Raw genomic sequence first — 19766 nt, 5'->3', positions numbered from 1 at the left:
GTCACTTCTGCGAATTGATCTGGTGAATCAATGCCGCCGGCCGAAGATCTGCGCAACCGACAACAGCACGACCGACAGAACGATCAGGCAGGTCGAGATGGCGGCGATCGTCGGGTCGATCTGGTCGCGCAGCGCATTGAACATACGGCGCGTCAATGTCGTCGTCTCGCCGCCCGAGATGAACAGCGACACCACCACTTCGTCGAAGGAGGTGATGAAGGCAAACAGCGCGCCCGAGACAATCGAGAAGCGGATCTGCGGCATCGTCACCTGCCAGAAGGCGGCGACGCGGCCGGCGCCGAGGCTGCGCGCCACGCGCTCCTGGTTCATGTCGTAGGAGCGCAATCCTGACAGCACGGTCAGCACCACCAACGGCAGCGCCTGCACCGTATGCGCGATGACCAGGCCGGTCAGCGTGTTGTTGAGGCCGATGCGCGCATAGAGAAAGAAGGTGCCGATGCCGATCAGGATCACAGGGACGATCAGCGACGCCGTCAGCAGCGCGTTGATGGTGCCGTTGAAGCGCAGCGTGCCCCGGTTGATGGCATAGGCGGCCGCGGTGCCGAGCGGCGTCGCCACCAGCACGGTCATGACAGCCACCTTGACCGAGACGATCGTGGCATCGCGCCACTCCAGCGACCCGAAATAGGCCTGGTACCAGCGCAGCGACCATTGCTGCGGCGGGAATTGCAGCAGCGTCGAATCGGAAAACGACATGATGACGATGATGATCGACGGTGCGATCAGGAACAGCAGCACGAGGCCGCCGAAGCAATAGAGCCATAGGCGTTGCCGGTGCGAGATAGGCAGGCCGAGATCCCTACTCATCTCGAACTCCACACGCCGGTGGCACGCGCGCCGAGCAGCCACTGGAACAGGCCGAGAAGCGCCAGCGTCACCACCAGCAGCACCACGCCCAGTGCTGCACCCGCGCCCCAGTTTGAATAGAGGCTGGTGGTCTGTTCCATGCGCATCGCCCACATGATCACCTTGCCGCCGCCCATCAAAGCCGGCGTGACGAAGAAGCCCAGGCAGAGCACGAAGACGATGACCACGCCCGAGGCGAGGCCTGGCAGCGACAGCGGAAAGAAGATCTGCCGGAAGGTGGCAGTCGGGCCGGCGCCGAGATTCATGCCGGCGCGCAGGCAGTCGGTGTCGATGGTCTTCATCGAGGCGTAGAGCGGCAGCACCAGGAACGGCAGCAAGATGTGCGTCATGCCGATGACGACGCCGGAAAAATTGTTGGCGAGCGATAGCGGCTGGCTGATGATTCCGAGATCGATCAGCCAGCTGTTGATCAGTCCCTTGCGCTGCAGGATCACCAGCCAGGCATAGGTGCGCACCAGCACCGATGTCCAGAACGGCAGGATGACGAAGATCAGGCAGATCGACGCCGCCCGCCGCGGCAGTTGCGACAGCATGTAGGCCAAGGGATAGCCGAGCAGCACGCAGGCGCCGGTGACGATGAAGGCGACCTTGAAGGTGGTGATGAAGGTCTTGATGTAGGAGGCCTGCTCGAAGAATCGCGCATAATTGGCGGCGCTGAAGCCGCCCGCTTCGTCGAACAGCGACAGCCAGAACAGCCAGCCGATCGGCACGATGATGATGGCGAAGACCAGAAGCAGGCTTGGCGACAACAGCGCCAGCAGCCGTAGTGATTCACGCCGGGCGTCGGCGTGAAGTCCCTGCGTGTTGAACTCCCGGCCTGCGGCGCTGCCGATCTCTTCCATGAGGGCGGGCTGCGCGCTCATCAGTCTGCCGCCACCAGGATCGTGTCCTGCGCATCGAGACCGAATGAGACTGGCTGGCCGGGCGCCGGCATTTTGGCCAGCACATCGCTGCGGCAATAGTCGCGCAAAGTCAGCTGGCGGCCGTCGCGCAACGCCGCGTAGCAGACGAAGCTGTCGCCCTGATAGATGATGTCGCTGACTTTCGCCTCGAGCACGTTGACGCCGCTTGTCGGTTCGGCGTCTGCCAGGAGCCGCAGCTTTTCCGGCCGCACCACCATCAGGTGCTGGCCTGCCGCCGGCACTGGTGCCGCGGTATGGATTCTCCGGTCCTCGTACCAGACGGAGCCGTTGCGGCACTCGACCGGAATGAAATTCGATTCGCCGATGAAGCCGGCTACAAATCGCGTTTGCGGCCTGGCGTAGAGGGTTTCAGGCTTGTCGAGCTGTTCGATGCGCCCGGCGTTCATGACCGCGATGCGGTCGGACATGGTTATGGCTTCGCGCTGGTCGTGCGTGACATAGACGGTGGTCATGCCGAGCCGGCGATGCAGGGCGCGCAGCTCGATCTGCATGTGCTCGCGCAGGCCCTTGTCGAGCGCCGACAAGGGTTCGTCCATCAGCACGATGCGCGGCTCGAAGACGATGGCGCGTGCCAGCGCCACGCGCTGTCGCTGGCCGCCGGAAAGCTGGTCGACCCGGCGTTCGCCCAGGCCCTGCAATTTCACCAGATCGAGCGCCTTCTCGACACGTTCGGCCGTCTCGGCGGCGGCGACGCCGCGCTGCTTCAGCGGAAAGGCGATGTTGTGGAAGACGTTCATGTGCGGAAACAGCGCGTAGTTCTGGAACACCATGCCGATGTTGCGCTTGTGCGGCGGCGTGGTGATGATCTCGTCGCCGCCGACCTTGATCGAGCCGGCATTGGCCCGCACGAAACCGGCCAGGATCATCAGCAGCGTCGTCTTGCCGGAACCGGAAGGGCCGAGCAGCGTCAGGAATTCGCCGGCCTCGACATCGAGGTTAAGGTCGCGCAGCACAGGCACGCTGCCAAATCGTTTCTCGATCCCGCGCATGCCGATGGGCAACGCGGATGGCGCAATGGACAAGATTTTTCGCTCCTTAGCCGCAGAGAACAGGTGGCGAGGCAGTGGCTGGTTACGCTGCCCGCCGTAAGCTTGTGTCCGCAGCCTATTGCTGGACCAGATTGTTGAACTTCTCCGTCGCCTCGACCAGATTGTCGCGCCAGAACTCGGCGTCCTGCAGCACCTGTTTCTTGACGTTTTCGGGCGCCGAATTGATGTCCTTGATCCTGTCCTGCGGGATCTTGCCGGTCTCGAAAGCCTTCTCGTTTACTGGGCCATTGTCGACGTAGAGCGGCAGATTGGCCTGCAGCTGCGGGCTGACGAACATCGCAAGCGCCTTCATCGCGGCTTCCTTGTTCTTGGCACCCTTGGGGATGACCATGCAGTCGGCGGTCAGCACGCCCTGATCGAAGGAGAAGCTGACCGGCGCGCCTTCCTTCTTCAAGGTGCCGGCGCGGCCGTTCCAGATGCTCGCCATGTCGACTTCGCCGTCTTTCACCAGTTGCATGGCCTGCGCGCCGGAGGTCCACCAGGCGTCGACATGGCCACGGATCTTGTCGACCGATTTCAGCGCGCCGTCGACATCCACGGGATAGACCTTGTCGATCGGCAGGCCCGAGGCGAGAGCCGCGACGCTCAGCGTTTCGGTCGCCTGGCTGCCGCTCAACGCGCGCCGTCCCGGAAACTTTTCCACGTTCCAGAAGTCGGCCCAGGTCTTGGGGCCTTTGTCGCCGAACACATCAGTCCGGTAGATCAGCACGACGGAGGTGTAGGAAATGCCGACCCAGTCATCGTGGACAAGCTTCGGGTTGATGCCGGTCTTATCGATGATGCCGTAGTCGAGCTTTTCGAACAGCCCTTCCTTCGAACCGCGCGCGCATTCGTCGGCGCCAAGTTCGGTGATGTCCCATTTCACTGCATTGCCGGTCACCTGCAGCCGGACGTCGTCGAGGCCGTTGGTGGTGTCCTCCTTGATGGTGATGCCGAGCGCGTCGGCTGTCGGCTTGAAGAACGCCTTGGTCTGCGCTTCCTGGTAGGTGCCGCCCCACGAGGCGACGGTGATGGTGTCGCCCGCCATTGCGGGGGCCGCGACCGCTGCCATGAGGGCGGCCACCGCGACAACGCTGATGCTTCTGGTCCTGTTCATTTTCGGCTCTCCACCGGTGTTCCCATTGTTTTTGATTTCGCATGCTATTTTGTATACAATTTTGAGTGTAGCTTCGGGATCAGCGATGTCAACACCGATCGGCGCGCCTGGGGTCGTCGACCCGGGCTGGGAGATGGGGCGCCGGGGCGTGGCAAACCGCGCCGACTTTGAATACAGCTATGCGTGAGAACATATGCCGGCGGAAAGACCGGAGAACTGGAAACGGAACTTGGCCAAGGAAACCAAAAACACGCTGCGCGACTCGGTCTATTCCGCGCTCAAGGCGATGATCGTGACCGGCCAGATCCCGCCGGGATCGCGCGTCACCGAGAACGACATCGCCGCAAAACTCAATGTCAGCCGCACGCCGGTGCGCGAGGCCTTCAACCGCCTCGAGCGCGACGGCCTGGTCACCGGCCGGCCGCGCCAGGGCTATGTCGTCACCGAGTTCGACATCAACATGTTCCGCGAGGCCTTCGAGATCCGCGAACTGCTCGACGGCCACGCGACGGAACTGGCCGCCGCTGCTGCGACGGAACAGGACAAGGCGCGGCTGCGTGCCATGCTGGCCGAATGCGAGCGGCTGGCCGCCATTCCGGAGCGCACCACGCGCGAAAAATTCCAGGAGCTCGAAGTCGGCATCGACCTGCACCGCGTCATCGCCGAAATCAGCGGCAATGCGATGCTGCATGGCATGCTGTGCGGCATCCTCGACAAGTGCCAGCACTATGTCTGGACCGAACTGTTGTGGCTCGACGAATGGAAGATCGCCCGCGACGAGCATGCCGAGATCGTCGAGGCGATCTGCGCCGGCGATGCCGCCCGAGCCGGCACGCTGGCCCGCGCCCACGTAAGGGGCTCGCGCGACAATGTGCTGCGCCTGCTGCAGGCGAAATCGGACTACCAGAGTTTTCTGGCCAAGGCGTCCTGAGCGGCGCTGGCGGCGGCGTCAGATGGTCCGAGCGGCCATGGATATTGCTATCGACAGCACTACTATATGTCTCACGAACTGCGACGAGGACGGTCCAGTGCTTCCCTCGACAGGGCTCGATCGGTTGAGCGCATTTTCGGATGGCGTGTTCGCCGTCCTCATCACGGTGCTGGTCCTCGACTTGCGCCCGCCGGAGTTGCCGACGTTCAAGGCGCTTCTGGAGCTCTGGCCGACATGGCTGAGCTACAGCGTCAGCTATCTCTTCATCGCCATCGTCTGGGCGAACCATCATCATCTGTTACGCCACGCCAGGGAGGCGACAGCCAGCCTGATGTGGTACAATTTCGCGCATCTGTTCTCGGTTTCGCTGCTGCCGCTGGCGACCGCGTGGATGGCGGTCAGCGAGCTGGCGCCGCAGCCGGTCGCCTTCTATGCCGCCGTCTTCTTCCTGGTGAACCTGACCTACATTCTTCTGATCCGCGAACTCATCGACCCGATGCCGGAGAACGCGGTTCCGCTCGCGGTGCGCAAGCGCATGCGCATCCGGTCGCTCGCGACGCTCTGCCTATTCGCGCTGGCGGGGCTGGTCGCCCTGAAATATCCAGTCGCGGGCTTGGCGATCTGTTGCTGCTGCTTGGCCGTCTATCTCAGGCCGGAAGCGCCGGGGGCAGGCAAAAGCTCGGGCAAAGGCTGAATTCTCGCACCCGACGCGTTGGACGGCTTCAGCCCTTGCGCTCCTGCAGGCTGTTGCCGCCATCGACCACCAGCAGGGCGCCGTTGACATAGCTGGCGCCTTCCGAGGCCAGGAACACGACCGCGGCGGCCACCTCATCCGGTCGCCCGGCCCGCGCCGGCGGCGTATTCAGGGCGGCTTGCCGCTCCATCTCGCTCGACGACCCTGTTTCGATCCAGCCGGGAGCCACGGCATTGACGGTCACGCCGCTTTTCGCCACTTCGAGCGCCAGCGTCCGCGTCAGGCCGACCATGCCGGCCTTGGCGGCGGAATAGGCTGATGTGCCTTCGAAAGACACCAGCGGCCCGGTGACCGACGCCACATTGACGATGCGCCCGTAGCCCGCTTCGACCATCGCCGGCAGAAACGCCTTCGTGACGAGGAATGCCGTCTTCAGGCTGACGTCGATCCCCTGATCCCAGTCGGCCTCGGTCATGGCGAGAAACGCCTTGTCGACCGATGGCGATGCCAGCGAGCCCATGCCGGCATTGTTGACCAGTATATCGACCGCGCCGACATCGGCCCGCAGCCGCGTGACATCGGCAGCGATGGTGAGATCGGCGATTGCGGCCCTGGCATCGATGCCTTCGGCACGGAGCTCAACGGCGCGATCGAGCACACGTGCACTGGCACCGGTGAGAAAAACGGCATGGCCGGCTTGGCCGAGCTGCCGGGCAATGGCAAAGCCGATGCCGTCGGCCGCACCAGCCCCGGTGATCAAAGCGCGCTTGATGGGGGTAGAGGTCATGGTCAAATCAGGCTCCGCTGGTTGCGCCTGTCGCGGTCTTACCACGCACATTGGGGTGATGGCGCTGCGAAGATTTGCTCTGCAACATCCCGCCCCGCTTTGCGTTCTCGACGTGCGAAGACGAGCCGAACGAGGCGTGGCGATAGAGCGGGCGTGGCAAGGACGATCTTGATGCCCGAGATCCGGAAAATACCGTGTCTTCCGCAGGTGGGTGCTATGCGAGCGGGGCGAAACGGGCTCGGCGTGCAGCCAATCGCGCGGGTTAGATCCTCTTGTCTCAATTCCGATGTCGTAGCGTGTCGACGATGACCTTGAACGCGGGAAGATTCTGACGACGGCTCGGATAATAGAGGAAATAACCGTCGAAGAAGGGCGACCAATCATCGAGAACCTGCACCAGCAGGCCCGAGGCGATGTGCTGCTCCACGATGTTCTCGGGCACATAGGCGATGCCGTAGCGGTGCACGGCTGCGTCGATCATGGCGTAGGAATTGTTGAAGGTCAGCTGGCCGTTTACCCGGACGCGCAACGCCTGCCCATCCTTCTCGAACTCCCATGCATAAAGACCGCCGGCGGTCTCGTGACGCATATTGATGCAGACGTGGCGGATCAGGTCCTGTGGGTGCTCAGGCACACCACGCGCGGCGAAATAGTCGGGAGAAGCCACGGCCACCAAACGCCAGTCCGGACCAATTCGGACCGCGATCATGTCCTTCTCGACGCTCTCTCCCAACCGGACGCCCGCGTCGAAGCCCTCCTCGACGATGTTGCGGAACGTGCTGTCCAGGATCAGTTCGACACCGATATCGGGATAGGCGCTGAGGATCGGCTTCAGCTTGGGCCAAACCACGCTTTCAAGCGCGTGGTCGGACAGCGTCAGCCTGATCGAGCCCGAGGGTTTTTCACGAAACGCCATCAACGCGGCGATCTCATCCTCGATTTCGCCGATGCGCGGGGCGATCGTCTGTAACAGCCGCTCGCCTGCGGCGGTCGTCGCGACATTGCGCGTGGTGCGGGTCAGGAGGCGTATGCCCATTTGCGCTTCGAGCTGCTTGATCCTGTGACTGAGCGTCGACTGCGCGACGCCGAGCTTTGCCGCCGCCTTGGTGAAGCTGCGCTCCTCGGCGACGGCCTGAAACCACGTCAGTTGATTGAGGTCGGTTTTGGCTATGAGCTTCTCTCGTTTGCCATGCCGCAGCACATTATTCGATGTGGTCGATTAGTTCATGCGAATTTCGATGGCTAATCGCTTTATGGCAAAGCCACTAGTTTTGCGTTGCAACAATTCAGCAGGAGCAAACGACATGGCGATTGCCGCCGCAACCGATGCGGATAGCAAACCGGACGCCGCCTGGGGCGCGGTTCTTTCGATGGCACTGTGTGTGGCAATGCTGATCGCCTCGGAATTCATGCCGGTCAGCCTGCTCACCCCCATGGCCGAAGGATTGCGCGCAACCGAGGGACAGACCGGACAGGCGATCTCGATCAGCGGTCTTTTCGCCATAGCGGCGAGCATGGTCATCACCACTGCCGCTGGAACGCTGAACCGCAAATGGGTTCTGGTCGCGATGACGGCTTTCATGCTGTTGTCACTGGTTCTGGTTGCGGCGGCCCCGAATTTCTCCGTGCTGATGCTCGGTCGAGGCCTGTTGGGCATCTGCATCGGCGGCTTCTGGGCACTGGCCACCGCCGTCATCATGCGGCTGGTCCCTGAAAGGGATGTGCCGCGCGCGCTCGCCTTGATGTATGGCGGACAGGCGATCGCTGCGGCCTTCGCCGCGCCGATCGGCAGCTATCTCGGCGCCGTGTTCGGCTGGCGCGCGGTGTTCTGGGCGCTGACGCCAATCGTCGCCATCAACCTCGTCTGGCACTTGATCGCGCTGCCGTCGTTGCCCGCGCGCCAGCGGCAGGATTTCCGGACGATGTTCGGCCTGCTGAAGCGCCCCCATTTCCTGCGCGGCCTTATTGCCTCGATGTTATCCTGGGGCTCGGCCTTCACCATGTTCACCTATCTGCGCCCCTTCCTGGAGCAGGTGACGGGCGTCAACGTGGGGACGCTCTCGATCCTGTTGCTTGTACTGGGCTGTGCGGGCTTCCTCGGAACATGGGCGACAGGGCGTTTCGTGAGCGGCAATGTCGCACCGCTGCTGCGGTTGCCCGCGCTGCTGATGGGCGGCTGCACGCTGGGGCTCCTGCTTCTCGGCGGCTCGGTAGCCGCCGCCGGCCTCTTCCTTGCTCTCTGGGGCGCGACGAACACCGCAATGTCTGTGATCTGGATGACGTGGATGTCCCAAAACGCGGACGATGCGCCGGAAGCCGCCGGAAGCCTGATGGTCGCAGCCATCCAGGCGTCGATCCTGCTCGGTGCCGTGGTCGGCGCGCTGCTGCTGGATGGCATGACGGTCTTCGCGACCTTCGCCGGCAGCGTGGTTCTCGCCGGCCTTGCAATCGCCCTGATCGGCAATGGCCGGCGGTTGCTGAAGCCCGGACGCCCCGCACTGACGTTCGTTCAACGAACTGCCCAATCCCAATTCATACCAACAGGAGATCGGAAATGCCCATGAATACCCCTGACACGAAAAATTCGGCAAGCGTCATCCACCGGCGCGAACTGTTGAAGTTGACCGGCGCAGGCGTCGCCGCCTTCGGTGCAGTTTCAATATCCAACCCCTTCAAAGCAAAGGCTCAGAATATGTCAAAGCAATGGGATAAGGTCTTTCCGCTCAGCGATAAGATCGATCACGAGAAGATCACATTCAAGAACCGCTACGGCATCACACTGTCGGGTGATCTCTATCTGCCGAAGGACCGGGCCGGCGGACGTCTGCCGGCGCTTGCCGTCGGCGGTCCGTTCGGCGCTGTTAAGGAGCAATCCTCTGGCCTTTACGCGCAGACGATGGCCGAGCGCGGCTTCGTCGCACTGGCTTTCGATCCGTCCTACACCGGCGAAAGCGGCGGCGAGCCGCGCAATCTCGCTTCGCCGGACATCAACACCGAGGATTTCAGCGCGGCCGTCGACTATCTCGGCCTGCACGCCGCCGTCGACCGTGAGCGCATCGGCGTCATCGGCATCTGCGGCTGGGGCGGCATGGCTTTGAATGCCGTCGCCGCAGACAAGCGCGTCAAGGCCGTGGTGGCGAGCACCATGTACGACATGACCCGTGTTATGTCGAAGGGCTACAACGACAGCCTGACCCCCGAACAGCGCGCACAGACATTGGAGCAACTGGGTCGGCAGCGTTGGACGGATGCGGAAAACGGCGCGCCAGCCTATCAACCACCCTACAACGACCTGCACGGCGGCGAGGCGCAGTTCCTGGTCGACTACCATGACTATTACAGGACGCCGCGCGGCTACCATGCGCGCGCGGTCAACTCAGGCAATTCCTGGACGCAGACCACGCCGCTGTCGTTCATGAATATGCCGATCCTGACCTACATCGCTGAAATCTCGCCGCGCCCGATCCTGTTCATCCATGGCGAAAAGGCCCATTCGCGCTACTTCAGCGAAACCGCCTTCGCGGCAGCGGCGGAGCCGAAGGAACTCATGATCATTCCAGGCGCCAGCCACACCGATCTTTACGACAAGGTGGACGTGATCCCGTTCGACAAGCTGACCAGCTTCTTCAATCAGCATCTCGCTGCCTGACCAGGTCGTATCGTCGAAGGGTGCGGCCGTGTGCAGGAACGATGGACATGGCCGCACCGACCGGGAGACTTTAAATGACACGCGCCGCCGTATGGCTTTCACGCCGCACCTTGCTGGCAGGTGCTGCCAGCCTCGCGCTCCCCTCTTCGGTGCGCTCTCAGACCGACGCAGCCACGGATAGGAAAGGAGCCACCATGCGCCTTAGATTCATCTTCGGGGATCAGGATTTCACGGCGACGCTGGAGGACAATCCTTCCGCGCACGATCTGGTCTCGATCCTGCCGCTGGATCTGACGATCGACGACTATTCGACCAACGAGAAGATCGCCTACCTGCCGCGCAAGCTCACCGAGGAAGGCAGCGGTCGCTTCGGCAACGAGGCGACTGGCGATCTCTGCTACTACGCCCCCTGGGGCAATCTGGCGATGTTTCATGGTCCCTACCGCTGGTCGCGCGGCCTGATCCGGCTCGGGCGACTGGACCAGGGCCCGGCGCCGCTTCTGACGCGCGGAGAACATCCGCTGCGCGTCGAAATGCTTTCCTGAACCCGGGAAGGCCGCTGCGCATGGGGACAATGCCGCGGATGCCGGAAAACCGAAGCAGGTTTCGAGTGACTGACACACGCCGACCAAGTGGTATGAGCGCCTGCTGACGTCGATCCATGATCTGATACAAATGATGCTCGCCTATCGGGAGATCGCTGTTAGATCGTCGTCGGCACCATCCACATCAATCACCGCTTGGAACTCCGCTCCGGCCGCGTCGGAACTCCGCCAATCTGAAGAGATTCGAACTCTTTACTGCCTAACGCCGCCGTTTCTACGCTTTTTCGCTCGCAGGCTATTCCCCGCTCGTCGCGTAGGCACCAATTCGGCAGCTATATCGTCGCAGGGAAACGATGAATGGTTTTGGCGCGCCCGAAGAGATTCGAACTCCTGACCCCCAGATTCGTAGTCTGGTGCTCTATCCAGCTGAGCTACGGGCGCGCAACAGGCCATGCTTTCCATGACCCCGCGATCCGATCGTGAACGACCGGTCGCGACGAGACGTGTTCCCTAGCGACTGAATTTCCGAAAAGCAAGCCGATCCGGCAAAAGTTTTGTCGCAGGCGTGTCATCCGGCAATGACCGCTCGCTTCTCGGCGCCTCAAAACAACCAAAGCGCATCGTGTCTGGGTGGTTCAGACGATGCGCTTTCCATGCATGCCGCCTCTCAGGGCAAAAGGCCGTTTCGCGGGCGACATGTTTCTGGAAGGAAGGGGTGAGACCGAAAAGCTAGGTGTTGCCAAGCGGAAACCGGTCAAGAACCTCACGCCGGGCGGCGCAGGCCGTTGCGGGCCTGGTCGAGCCGGACCGGCTGGTCGGGGATGGTGACGGCGAATGTGGTGCGCCCGCCAATGCTCTCGACCAGCTCGACCGTGCCGCCATGCGCGCGGATCAGTTCGTGCGCGATCGCCAGGCCAAGGCCGGTGCCGCCGCTGCGCGCCGAGCCGCGAAAGGCCGCGAACAGGTTTTCCCGCGCCTTGGGCGGCAGGCCGGGGCCGGTGTCGCTGACGGCGATGCGGCTGACGCTGCCCAGGCGCACGGCCGACACCGCCAGGCGGCGCACCAGGGCGCTTTCACTGTCGGTCGCCATCGCCTGCACGGAATTCCGGCACAGATTGGTCAGCACCCTGAACAACTGGTCGGAATCGGCATCGACCTCGAAGGCCGGCTCAACCGAATTGACGAACTCGATGCCTTGCTCGATGTCAAGCAGGCCATGCACGTCCTCGACCAGTTGCCGCAGCCTCAGGCGTCGGCGCGCCGGCGGCGGCTCCTGCGTGCGGCCGTAGTGAAGCACGCCTTCGGAATAAGACACGGCGCGGTCGAGCGCGCGCAGCAGTTTCGGCGCGAAGGCCTGCACCGTCGGATCCTTGACCTGACGCAAGCGGTCCGACATCAGCTGCGCCGAAGCCAGGATGTTGCGCATGTCATGGTTGATCTTGGAAACCGCCAGGCCGAGATCGGCAAGATGCTTCTGCTCGGAGAGCATTTTTTGCAGCCGTTCCTGCATCTGCGACAGCTCGCGCTCGGCAACGCCGATCTCGTCGGCGCGGGCAGCCGGATGGATGATCCGCCCGGGATCGTCAGGGGCTTCGGAGAAAGACAGCATCGAGCGCGTCATCGTCCGGATCGGCCCGATCATGATCAGGTCGATGGCGGCGTAGACCAGCATGGCGGTGAACAGCGAGATCAGCAGCGAGACGAAGGCGACGTTGCGCGAATAGCGCAGCATCGCGTTGCGCAGGCTGTTGTCGGGCATGATCAGCTCGAACTCCTTGTCCGAGTCGCCGACCGGACCGAAGACGCGCAGCATACGGTCGCCGCCGAAAAACAACGTGTCGAGCGCGCCGGTCATGCCCTTGATCATGCCGATCGAGGCGATATCGATGTGTTCGTCGACCTTCGGCGGCATTTCGGCCACCACCAGCAGCCGCGAGACGCCGCCGTCGCGCACCGCGATCGCTTTGGCGCCGATCGCCATCAGCACGTCGTTCTGCGCCGAGCGCGACAGCGAGGTGGGTTCACCCTGCACCAGCACGATCGACACCGCCGCCGCCGTGCTCAGCCGCTCCTTCAGCCAGTTCAGCCGGTAGCTGGCGATCCAGGGCAGGAAGATCAGCACTTCGGCCAGCAGCACGAAGACGATGGTCAGTAGCAGCAGCTTGGTCGACAGGCCGCGCGACAGCGGAACCGTGCGCACGCTGGCCGGCGCCTCGGTGGACCCCGCCGTGCCAATCCCTTCCTGTGCCTGTATGGTTTCGCTCATGCGGCTAATGTCTTCACGATCACTTGATCAACGCAGATTAGGCGATTACGGCTTTTTTGCCAATTTCATCCTTGGTCGCAAACATAAACCGGCCTGAATGGCGAAGCTTTCGGCCCGACGACTCCGGATTGACTTCCAAAAGCCTTCTTTCTATAAGCCCGCACACGCTCGGGCCATTCGTCCCGGCGCGGTTTCGATCGCGCCAAAGCCGGCCCGGCAAAGCTCCTGTTACACAGTGACAGAATCAAGAAGGGCCGCACCCCGCGGTATTAAAACAAATGAAGCGTACCTACCAACCGTCCAAACTCGTCCGCAAACGTCGGCACGGCTTTCGTGCCCGCATGGCCACCAAGGGTGGTCGCGGCGTCGTCGCAGCTCGCCGCAACCGCGGTCGCAAGCGGCTCAGCGCCTGAACGGAAGACGAGATCGTTGCCCGCATCCGGCAAGCCAGTGGGACCAAATCCCAAGCGGCTTCTGAAGCGCGCGGAATTCCTGGCTGTCCGTCGTGGTGAAAAACGACGCGGGCGGCTTTTTCTCGTCGAAGTTCTCGACCGCGGCGACGGCCTGTCGCCGCGCGTCGGCTACACCGTCACCAAGAAGGTCGGCAATGCGGTTGTCCGCAACCGCGTCCGGCGGCGGCTGCGAGAAGCCGTCCGTACGCATGCGGCAAGTGACATGGCGCCTGGCAATGACTATGTCATCGTCGGGCGCGAAGACGTGCTTACCACTCCGTTCGGCCAGTTGAAGGCCGAACTCTCCCGCCGACTGCGCGGAACACGATAGGCCAAGGGCTTTCGATGGAAAACAACCGGAACTTCTTCATCACCATCGCGCTGTCGGTGCTGATCCTGGCGGTATGGCAATATTTTTATGTGTTGCCGCGCAGCGAAGCGCAGCGCGAGGCCGCCCGCGTCGAACAGCAGCGCGTCGAGGAGCAGAAGAAGGCCGCCGGCACCAATCCCGGTACCGACACCGGAACGCCCGCCGCCCCTGGCGCCATTCCAAACGCACCCGGCACCGATGCCGTGACGCCGGCCGGCCGCGAACAGGCGCTCGCCACGACGACCCGCGCGAAGATCGACACGCCGAGCCTCGAGGGTTCGATCAACCTGACCGGTGCCCGTCTCGACGACCTCAAGCTCAAGCACTACACCGAGACGGTCGACAAGAACTCGCCCGAGATCAGCCTGCTCAACCCGGCGGCACTGCCCAATGGCTACTATGCCGAGATCGGCTTCGTCGGCAACGACAAGACCGGCGCGGTGCCCGGTCCCGAAACAGTGTGGGCTGTCGACGGCAATGCGACACTGACGCCGACGACCCCGGTCACGCTGACCTATTCGAACGACAAGGGCCTGACCTTCAAGCGCACCTTTTCCGTCGACACCAACTACATGTTCACGGTGTCCGACACGGTGCAGAATGCCGGCACGGCCGCCGTCTCGCTGTCCAATTACGGCCGCGTCACCCGCTTCGACAAGCCGCTCGTTGCAAGCACCTATGTGCTGCATGAGGGCCTGATCGGCTTCACCGGCACGGAAGGCCTGCAGGAACACAAATACGCGTCCATCGAGAAGGACAAGCAGTTCACGCCGGGCAAGTCGACCGACGGCTGGCTCGGCATCACCGACAAATACTGGGCGGTGACGCTGGTGCCGACCGAGAAGCAGCCGTTCCAGCCGCGCTATGCCTATTTCGAGGACGGCCGCCATCGCTACCAGTCCGACTTCCTCACCGACCCGATCACCGTCGATGCCGGCCAGTCGGCGACGGTGGAGAGCGAGATCTTCGCGGGCGCCAAGGAAGTCGGCAAGATCAACGCCTATGCGGAAGACCGTCATATCAAGCGGTTCGACCTTTTGATCGACTGGGGCTGGTTCCACTTCATCACCAAGCCGATGTTCTGGCTGATCGACACGCTCTACAAATTCTTCGGCAATTTCGGCCTGGCCATTCTCGCCACCACCGTCATCGTCAAGGCCATCTTCTATCCGCTCGCCAACAAGTCGTACGCGTCGATGGCGAACATGAAGAAGGTGCAGCCGAAAATGCTCGAGATCCGCGAGAAATACGCGGACGACAAGATGAAGCAGCAGCAGGCGATGATGGAGCTGTACAAGACCGAGAAGATCAACCCGCTTGCCGGCTGCTGGCCGGTGGCGCTGCAAATCCCGGTCTTCTTCTCGCTCTACAAGGTGCTCTACATCACCATCGAAATGCGGCACGCGCCGTTCTTCGGCTGGATCCAGGATCTGGCCGCGCCCGATCCGACGTCGCTGTTCAACCTGTTCGGCCTGATCCCGGTCACCCTGCCGCACATGCTGATGATCGGCGTCTGGCCGTTGATCATGGGCGTCACCATGTTCCTGCAGATGCGCATGAACCCGACACCGCCGGACCCGACGCAGGCGGCGATCTTCACCTGGATGCCTGTCATCTTCACCTTCATGATGGCGGGTTTCCCGGCCGGCCTGGTCATCTACTGGGCCTGGAACAACACGCTGTCGATCCTCCAGCAGGGCATCATCATGAAGCGCCAGGGCGCCAAGATCGAGCTGTGGGACAATCTGGTCGCGCTGTTCCGAAAGAAACCATCACCGGCCGAATAGAAGGCGCAGCGCTTTCTCCAGTCTTCAAAGCCCCGCCTCGCGCGGGGCTTTTCGTTTAAGCAGCTCCGGCATCACGTTCCCGTGATCGGCGAAACTTGCGCCCCCTCGGCGGCGTGACTGCCTGTGCGTTTCCAAAGGCTATCAATTCCGATCAGCCCTCACACGGAGGAAGACCACATGCGCTTGCCGTCATTCAGGATCATCGCCCTTTCCGCACTCGTCGCCGGCGTGGCGATTGCCGCGCCCGCCTATGCCAAGAACCCGAATGTCGGCGGCGCGCCGATGTACACAACCAAGAACATCGTCGAGAACGCCGTCAATTCGAAGGACCACACGACGCTGGTCGCTGCGGTCAAGGCTGCCGGCCTGGTCGACACGCTGCAAAGCGCTGGCCCGTTCACCGTCTTTGCCCCGACCAACGCAGCGTTTGCGAAACTGCCCAAGGGCACCGTCGACACGCTGCTGAAGCCGGAGAACAAGGGCAAGCTCACCAAGGTGCTGACCGCGCATGTCGTGGCCGGTAAGATCTCCGGCGCCGAGATGATGAAGAAGGCCAAGGCGATGGGCGGCAAGTACGAGATGAAGACCGTCTCCGGTGACACGCTGACCGCCGAAGTCAAGAAGGGCAAGCTCTACATCATGGATGAGTCAGGCGGCGAGGCGCGAGTGACGATCGCCGACGTCAACCAGTCGAACGGCGTCATCCATGTCGTCAACAAGGTGTTGTTGCCGAAGTAACGGCTTTCGGCAAAGGGGATCAAGGCAGGTCCGTTGGGGCTTTCTCGGGCCTGCCATCCCCGCCTCATGACGAGGTGCCATGTTTCTTGGGAAGTCGTATCGGCATCGGCCGGGGTCCTGTCCCTCACAGGACCCCGGTTTCTTTTTGGCTGTTGCCTGTGCAGCCGGATAAGTTTCGAGCGTCGTCACTCCATCACGGCGCTGTGGTCGATCTTGGCCGGAGTCGCCGGCTTGCGCAGCAACAGAACCAGCGGAATGGCGGCAAGCGACAGGATCATCATCAGCTTGAAGTCGTTCATATAGCTGATGATCGTGGCCTGCAGCGTGACCACGCCGTCGAGCGCGGCGCGGCCCGCGGCGCTGTAGGGGTTCATCGCCTGGAAGATCGCCGGATTGCCGAACGCCTGGTTGTAGGGCGTCACATAGGTGGCGATGTTGGCGTGGTTGATCTGCACGTTCTGCGTCAACAGCGCGGTGACCACCGAGATGCCGACGCTGGAGCCGATGTTTCGTGACAGATTGTACAGGCCGGTGCCTTCCGCGCGCCGCTCCGGCGCCAGCGTGGCGAAGGTGATGGTGGTCAGCGGCACGAACAGGAAACCCAGGCCCGCGCCCTGGATGAAGCCGGTGCTGATGATCGTCCATTGCGAGACATCAGGGGTCCAGCCGGTCATGTCGTACATCGCCCAGGCGGTGACCAGCAGGCCGGTTAGAAGCAGCCAGCGCGTGTCCACCTTGCCGATCAGCCTGCCGACCAGGAACATGCAAGCCATGGTGCCGAGACCGCGCGGCCCCATGACGATGCCGGCCGTCACCACCGGATAGCCCATCAGGGTCTGCAGATAGGGCGTCATCAGGGCCAGCGAGGCCAGATAGGTGATGCCGATGATGAAGATGAAGATCATGCCGACGGCGAAATTCCTGTCGAGGAACAGCCGCGGGTTCACGAAGGTGTTTTTGGCGGTGAAGGTGTGGACGAGGAAGATGTAGAAGGCCGACGCGCAGATCAGCGCCTCGACGATGATCTCGGACGACGAGAACCAGTTGAGCTGCTCGCCGCGATCGAGGAACATCTGCAGCGACGCGATGGTGACGCTGAGCATGCCGAAGCCCAGCCAGTCCAGCCTGGCCTTGAGGTCCGTCTTGGTTTCCTGGACGAACATCGAGACGCCGGCGAAAGCCAGCGCGCCGATCGGTACGTTGATGTAGAACACCCAGCGCCAGCTGACATTCTCGGTCAGCCAGCCGCCGATGACCGGCCCGAGCACCGGCCCGACCATCACCGAAACGCCGAACAGCGCCATCGCCGAGCCGCGCTCCTCGACGCTGTAGATGTCGAGCAGGATGCTCTGCGCCAGCGGCACCAGGGCTGCGCCGAACAGGCCTTGCAGCAGGCGGAAGCCGACGATCTGCGGCAGCGACTGCGCGAAGCCGCACAGCACCGATGCAACGACGAAGCCGGTGATGGAGATCAGCAGGATGCGCTTGCGGCCGAAGCGATTGGCAAGATAGCCTGAAGGCGGCGTCATGACGGCCGCCGCGACGATGTAGGACGTCAGCACCCAGTTTATCTGGTCCGCGCTTGCCGAAACGCTGCCCTGGATATAGGGCAGCGCCACATTGGCGATGGTGGTGTCCAGCGCCTGCATGATCACGGCCAGGATCACGCACGCGGTGATGGCGCCGCGATTGGCGACCACGCCACCTGTCGCGGACGCGCCGGTCATGACTTTTGGCCGAACCGACCGAGGAGGTCCGTCACGAAGTCCGGCAGGCCGCGCGCATGGCCGGTATCGATGCCGACCACGACGCTCATCCCGCCGCGCAGCGGCGGCTTGCCCTGGAGATCGTCCACCGTCACGCGCATCGGAATGCGTTGCACGACCTTGACCCAGTTGCCGGTGGTGTTCTGCGCCGGAAGCAGCGAGAAGCTCGACGACGACGCCGGGCTGATCGAGGCGACCCTGCCGTGCCAGACGGCACCGGGATAGCTGTCGACGCTGATCGTCGCCGTCTGTCCCGGCCGCACATAGGTCAGTTCGGTTTCCTTAGGCTCCGCCGCGATCCACAGATCGGTCGCCGAAATCAGGCTGAACGCCGGCTGCGAAGCCGGCAGGTACTTGCCGACCTGAAGCGCGTCGACATTGGTGACGATGCCGTCGAATGGCGCCTTGACGATGGAATCGGCAAGGTTGCGCTGGGCGTCGTCCACCGCCGACTGCGCCTGGAGATAGAACGGGTTCTTCTCCACCGGCTGGCTGGCGTCGCCGCCGAGCTGGGCAAGCGTCGCCTGTGCCTGCGCTTGGGCAACGGACACTTTCTGGCGGGCGGCGACGAGGTCGTGCTGGGCGCTGTCGAAGGTCGCCTTGGAGGAGGTGGAGGTCTTGAGCAGATCCTGCTGGCGTTGGAAAGCGGCCTCGTAGTAGGGGATGTCGGCCTGCGCCTGCTCGATCAGCGCCTGCGACTGCTGGTAGCTCGCCTGCAAGGTCAGCACCTGGTTGCGCACTGTGCCGAGCTGTGCCTGGGCGGCGGCAAGAGCGGTTTCGAAAGAGGCCGGCCGCAACCGGAAAAGCACCTGGTCCTTCTTCACCGCCTCGTTCTCGTGCACGTCGATCTCGGACACAGTGCCGGAGACATCGGTGGAAACGCCGAGCGACTGCGCCTGGATGTAGGCATTGTCGGTCGTCATGACCTGGCCGCCGATGACGTAGTAATAGCCGCCGACGACCAGCGCGACCGGAAGCAGGGCAAACAGGATCGGCCGTGCCCGGCCGCGCTTGGGCTTGACCGGCGCCGGAGGCGCCACCGCAACCCCGGCCTGGCGTGGCTCCTTGGACGGAGCCTCGAGCGCCGCCGGCTCCAGGGCGACCGGTGCTTCGAGCTCGTCATTGTCGATGACGGTGCTGGCTCGCCTTTGCTCGCGTTCGCTGTTCAGCCGGATGACTTGGTCGCGCGCCCGGTCGGCGGCGGATCCGTCTTCTTCGACAGGCTTCTTTGGTGAGGTTGATTCAGCCATGTGTTTTCTCCCGGTCGGCGGCAGGCTGGGCGCAAGCCGCGAGCAGATTGGATTTGATGAGGGATAGGGTTTGCAGCAGATGCAGTTGCGCATCCGCGGAAAGGCCGACAAAGGCCTCGTCACGCGTCTTCCGCCCATTGCCGCGCATGATTTCGATCAGCGGATGGGCTTGCGGCTTCAGGTACAGCAGCCATGCCCGGCGGTCAGCGGGATCGGGCCGGCGCTCGATGAAGCCGCTTGCTTCCATCTTGTCGAGCAGCCGGGCGAGCGTGATCGGCGTGATCTCGATCAGGTCCGCCAGTTTGTTCTGGTGGATGCCTTCATGCAGGCTGAGATAGGCCAGCACCTGCCACTGGGCGCGGGTCAGCCCCGATGCCCGCGACCTCTGCTCGAACCGCTTTCGAAGCAGGCGCGCGACATCGTGCAGCACGAAGCTGATGTTGGGTGACGATGGCATGGGAGGTACTGGAGTTTTTCGGCGCGACTGTTAGTGAGCATGCTTATTATCATCATGCACATAATCTTGCTGGACGCGGTGCGCAAGACGGACTAAGCCCGCCTGGAAAAAATGACGC

Annotated in this window: 19 protein-coding genes and 1 tRNA gene; 9 read left to right on the top strand and 11 right to left on the bottom strand. The window is 62.9% G+C overall.

What is annotated here, in order from left to right; translation table 11 throughout:
• Positions 1–27 precede the first annotated feature (27 nt).
• The 4 genes from RPF88_RS21795 to RPF88_RS21780 form a co-directional block, all read right to left on the bottom strand.
• Entirely contained in the window at positions 28–828 is an 801-nt protein-coding gene (locus RPF88_RS21795; RefSeq protein WP_127369843.1) for an ABC transporter permease, read from the bottom strand.
• Positions 825–1751, bottom strand: coding sequence for an ABC transporter permease (locus RPF88_RS21790; RefSeq protein WP_337123180.1), 927 nt, complete (start codon positions 1749–1751; stop codon positions 825–827). The genes RPF88_RS21795 and RPF88_RS21790 overlap by 4 nt, the downstream gene beginning before the upstream one ends.
• Positions 1751–2833 (bottom strand): ABC transporter ATP-binding protein, encoded by a 1083-nt coding sequence (locus RPF88_RS21785; RefSeq protein ID WP_063169709.1) that lies wholly within the window; start codon positions 2831–2833, stop codon positions 1751–1753. The genes RPF88_RS21790 and RPF88_RS21785 overlap by 1 nt, the downstream gene beginning before the upstream one ends.
• Positions 2834–2915: 82 nt before the next feature.
• Positions 2916–3956 carry an ABC transporter substrate-binding protein gene (locus RPF88_RS21780; RefSeq protein WP_337123179.1) on the bottom strand — a complete coding sequence of 347 codons (1041 nt, stop codon included), beginning with the start codon at positions 3954–3956 and terminating at the stop codon, positions 2916–2918.
• 229 nt (positions 3957–4185) lie between these two features.
• Between RPF88_RS21780 and RPF88_RS21775 the strand changes: the two genes are divergently transcribed.
• Together RPF88_RS21775 and RPF88_RS21770 are read left to right on the top strand one after the other, a co-directional pair.
• A complete protein-coding gene (locus RPF88_RS21775) occupies positions 4186–4887 on the top strand; it encodes a GntR family transcriptional regulator (protein WP_027161124.1) in 702 nt (233 codons plus the stop codon).
• Positions 4888–5011: 124 nt separating this feature from the next.
• On the top strand, positions 5012–5581 hold the full coding sequence (locus tag RPF88_RS21770) for a TMEM175 family protein (RefSeq protein ID WP_027161123.1): 570 nt from the start codon (positions 5012–5014) through the stop codon (positions 5579–5581).
• A gap of 28 nt (positions 5582–5609) precedes the next feature.
• On the opposite strand, the gene RPF88_RS21765 is transcribed toward RPF88_RS21770, so the two are convergent.
• Together RPF88_RS21765 and RPF88_RS21760 are read right to left on the bottom strand one after the other, a co-directional pair.
• Complete coding sequence (locus tag RPF88_RS21765) at positions 5610–6368, bottom strand: SDR family NAD(P)-dependent oxidoreductase (protein ID WP_337123178.1); 759 nt, start codon at positions 6366–6368, stop codon at positions 5610–5612.
• A 277-nt stretch (positions 6369–6645) separates the two neighbouring features.
• A complete protein-coding gene (locus RPF88_RS21760; RefSeq protein ID WP_064993020.1) occupies positions 6646–7539 on the bottom strand; it encodes a LysR family transcriptional regulator in 894 nt (297 codons plus the stop codon).
• 133 nt (positions 7540–7672) lie between these two features.
• Here RPF88_RS21760 and RPF88_RS21755 point away from each other — a divergent pair, with 133 nt between their 5' ends.
• From RPF88_RS21755 to RPF88_RS21745, 3 genes are all read left to right on the top strand, one after another.
• Positions 7673–8932: an MFS transporter gene (locus RPF88_RS21755; RefSeq protein WP_337123177.1), complete on the top strand. Its 1260-nt coding sequence runs from the start codon at positions 7673–7675 to the stop codon at positions 8930–8932.
• On the top strand, positions 8923–10017 hold the full coding sequence (locus RPF88_RS21750; protein WP_337123176.1) for an alpha/beta hydrolase: 1095 nt from the start codon (positions 8923–8925) through the stop codon (positions 10015–10017). Before RPF88_RS21755 ends, RPF88_RS21750 begins: the two co-directional genes overlap by 10 nt.
• Positions 10018–10091: 74 nt before the next feature.
• Complete coding sequence (locus RPF88_RS21745) at positions 10092–10562, top strand: cyclophilin-like fold protein (protein WP_024502099.1); 471 nt, start codon at positions 10092–10094, stop codon at positions 10560–10562.
• 364 nt (positions 10563–10926) lie between these two features.
• Here RPF88_RS21745 and RPF88_RS21740 read toward each other — a convergent pair.
• Both RPF88_RS21740 and RPF88_RS21735 read right to left on the bottom strand, forming a co-directional pair.
• A tRNA-Arg gene (locus RPF88_RS21740) sits at positions 10927–11003 on the bottom strand.
• A 322-nt stretch (positions 11004–11325) separates the two neighbouring features.
• Positions 11326–12828: a HAMP domain-containing sensor histidine kinase gene (locus tag RPF88_RS21735; protein WP_337123175.1), complete on the bottom strand. Its 1503-nt coding sequence runs from the start codon at positions 12826–12828 to the stop codon at positions 11326–11328.
• 278 nt (positions 12829–13106) lie between these two features.
• Between RPF88_RS21735 and rpmH the strand changes: the two genes are divergently transcribed.
• From rpmH to RPF88_RS21715, 4 genes are all read left to right on the top strand, one after another.
• On the top strand, positions 13107–13241 hold the full coding sequence (gene rpmH, locus RPF88_RS21730; protein WP_008833937.1) for a 50S ribosomal protein L34: 135 nt from the start codon (positions 13107–13109) through the stop codon (positions 13239–13241).
• A 16-nt stretch (positions 13242–13257) separates the two neighbouring features.
• Positions 13258–13611, top strand: a complete 354-nt coding sequence (rnpA, locus tag RPF88_RS21725; protein WP_013528505.1) for a ribonuclease P protein component — start codon at positions 13258–13260, stop codon at positions 13609–13611.
• Between the two features lie 14 nt (positions 13612–13625).
• Positions 13626–15437, top strand: coding sequence for a membrane protein insertase YidC (gene yidC / locus RPF88_RS21720; RefSeq protein ID WP_013528504.1), 1812 nt, complete (start codon positions 13626–13628; stop codon positions 15435–15437).
• 177 nt (positions 15438–15614) lie between these two features.
• A complete protein-coding gene (locus RPF88_RS21715) occupies positions 15615–16175 on the top strand; it encodes a fasciclin domain-containing protein (RefSeq protein WP_013528503.1) in 561 nt (186 codons plus the stop codon).
• Between the two features lie 185 nt (positions 16176–16360).
• Here RPF88_RS21715 and RPF88_RS21710 read toward each other — a convergent pair whose 3' ends face one another.
• From RPF88_RS21710 to RPF88_RS21700, 3 genes are read right to left on the bottom strand one after another with little or no spacing between them, the layout of a single operon-like run.
• Positions 16361–17902, bottom strand: coding sequence for a DHA2 family efflux MFS transporter permease subunit (locus tag RPF88_RS21710; RefSeq protein WP_337123174.1), 1542 nt, complete (start codon positions 17900–17902; stop codon positions 16361–16363).
• Positions 17899–19191 (bottom strand): HlyD family secretion protein, encoded by a 1293-nt coding sequence (locus tag RPF88_RS21705; RefSeq protein ID WP_337123173.1) that lies wholly within the window; start codon positions 19189–19191, stop codon positions 17899–17901. Before RPF88_RS21705 ends, RPF88_RS21710 begins: the two co-directional genes overlap by 4 nt.
• Positions 19184–19648, bottom strand: coding sequence for a MarR family winged helix-turn-helix transcriptional regulator (locus RPF88_RS21700; protein WP_013528500.1), 465 nt, complete (start codon positions 19646–19648; stop codon positions 19184–19186). Before RPF88_RS21700 ends, RPF88_RS21705 begins: the two co-directional genes overlap by 8 nt.
• Positions 19649–19766: the final 118 nt, after the last annotated feature.

This window comes from Mesorhizobium sp. ISC11 (genome assembly GCF_037162595.1).
GTDB lineage: Bacteria > Pseudomonadota > Alphaproteobacteria > Rhizobiales > Rhizobiaceae > Mesorhizobium > Mesorhizobium ciceri.
Note: the sequence above shows the minus strand (reverse complement) of the source record. Positions and strands in the feature narration are given on the sequence as shown.

Excerpts from the sequence above, each read along its gene's own strand:
- RPF88_RS21795 (WP_127369843.1), bottom strand. The coding sequence starts at position 828 with ATGAGTAGGGATCTCGGCCTGCCTATCTCGCACCGGCAACGCCTATGG.
- RPF88_RS21750 (WP_337123176.1), top strand. The coding sequence starts at position 8,923 with ATGCCCATGAATACCCCTGACACGAAAAATTCGGCAAGCGTCATCCAC.
- RPF88_RS21700 (WP_013528500.1), bottom strand. The coding sequence starts at position 19,648 with ATGCCATCGTCACCCAACATCAGCTTCGTGCTGCACGATGTCGCGCGC.
- RPF88_RS21735 (WP_337123175.1), bottom strand. The coding sequence starts at position 12,828 with ATGAGCGAAACCATACAGGCACAGGAAGGGATTGGCACGGCGGGGTCC.
- RPF88_RS21715 (WP_013528503.1), top strand. The coding sequence starts at position 15,615 with ATGCGCTTGCCGTCATTCAGGATCATCGCCCTTTCCGCACTCGTCGCC.
- RPF88_RS21705 (WP_337123173.1), bottom strand. The coding sequence starts at position 19,191 with ATGGCTGAATCAACCTCACCAAAGAAGCCTGTCGAAGAAGACGGATCC.
- yidC (WP_013528504.1), top strand. The coding sequence starts at position 13,626 with ATGGAAAACAACCGGAACTTCTTCATCACCATCGCGCTGTCGGTGCTG.
- RPF88_RS21765 (WP_337123178.1), bottom strand. The coding sequence starts at position 6,368 with ATGACCTCTACCCCCATCAAGCGCGCTTTGATCACCGGGGCTGGTGCG.
- RPF88_RS21780 (WP_337123179.1), bottom strand. The coding sequence starts at position 3,956 with ATGAACAGGACCAGAAGCATCAGCGTTGTCGCGGTGGCCGCCCTCATG.
- rpmH (WP_008833937.1), top strand. The coding sequence starts at position 13,107 with ATGAAGCGTACCTACCAACCGTCCAAACTCGTCCGCAAACGTCGGCAC.
- RPF88_RS21710 (WP_337123174.1), bottom strand. The coding sequence starts at position 17,902 with ATGACCGGCGCGTCCGCGACAGGTGGCGTGGTCGCCAATCGCGGCGCC.
- RPF88_RS21790 (WP_337123180.1), bottom strand. The coding sequence starts at position 1,751 with ATGAGCGCGCAGCCCGCCCTCATGGAAGAGATCGGCAGCGCCGCAGGC.
- RPF88_RS21745 (WP_024502099.1), top strand. The coding sequence starts at position 10,092 with ATGACACGCGCCGCCGTATGGCTTTCACGCCGCACCTTGCTGGCAGGT.
- RPF88_RS21755 (WP_337123177.1), top strand. The coding sequence starts at position 7,673 with ATGGCGATTGCCGCCGCAACCGATGCGGATAGCAAACCGGACGCCGCC.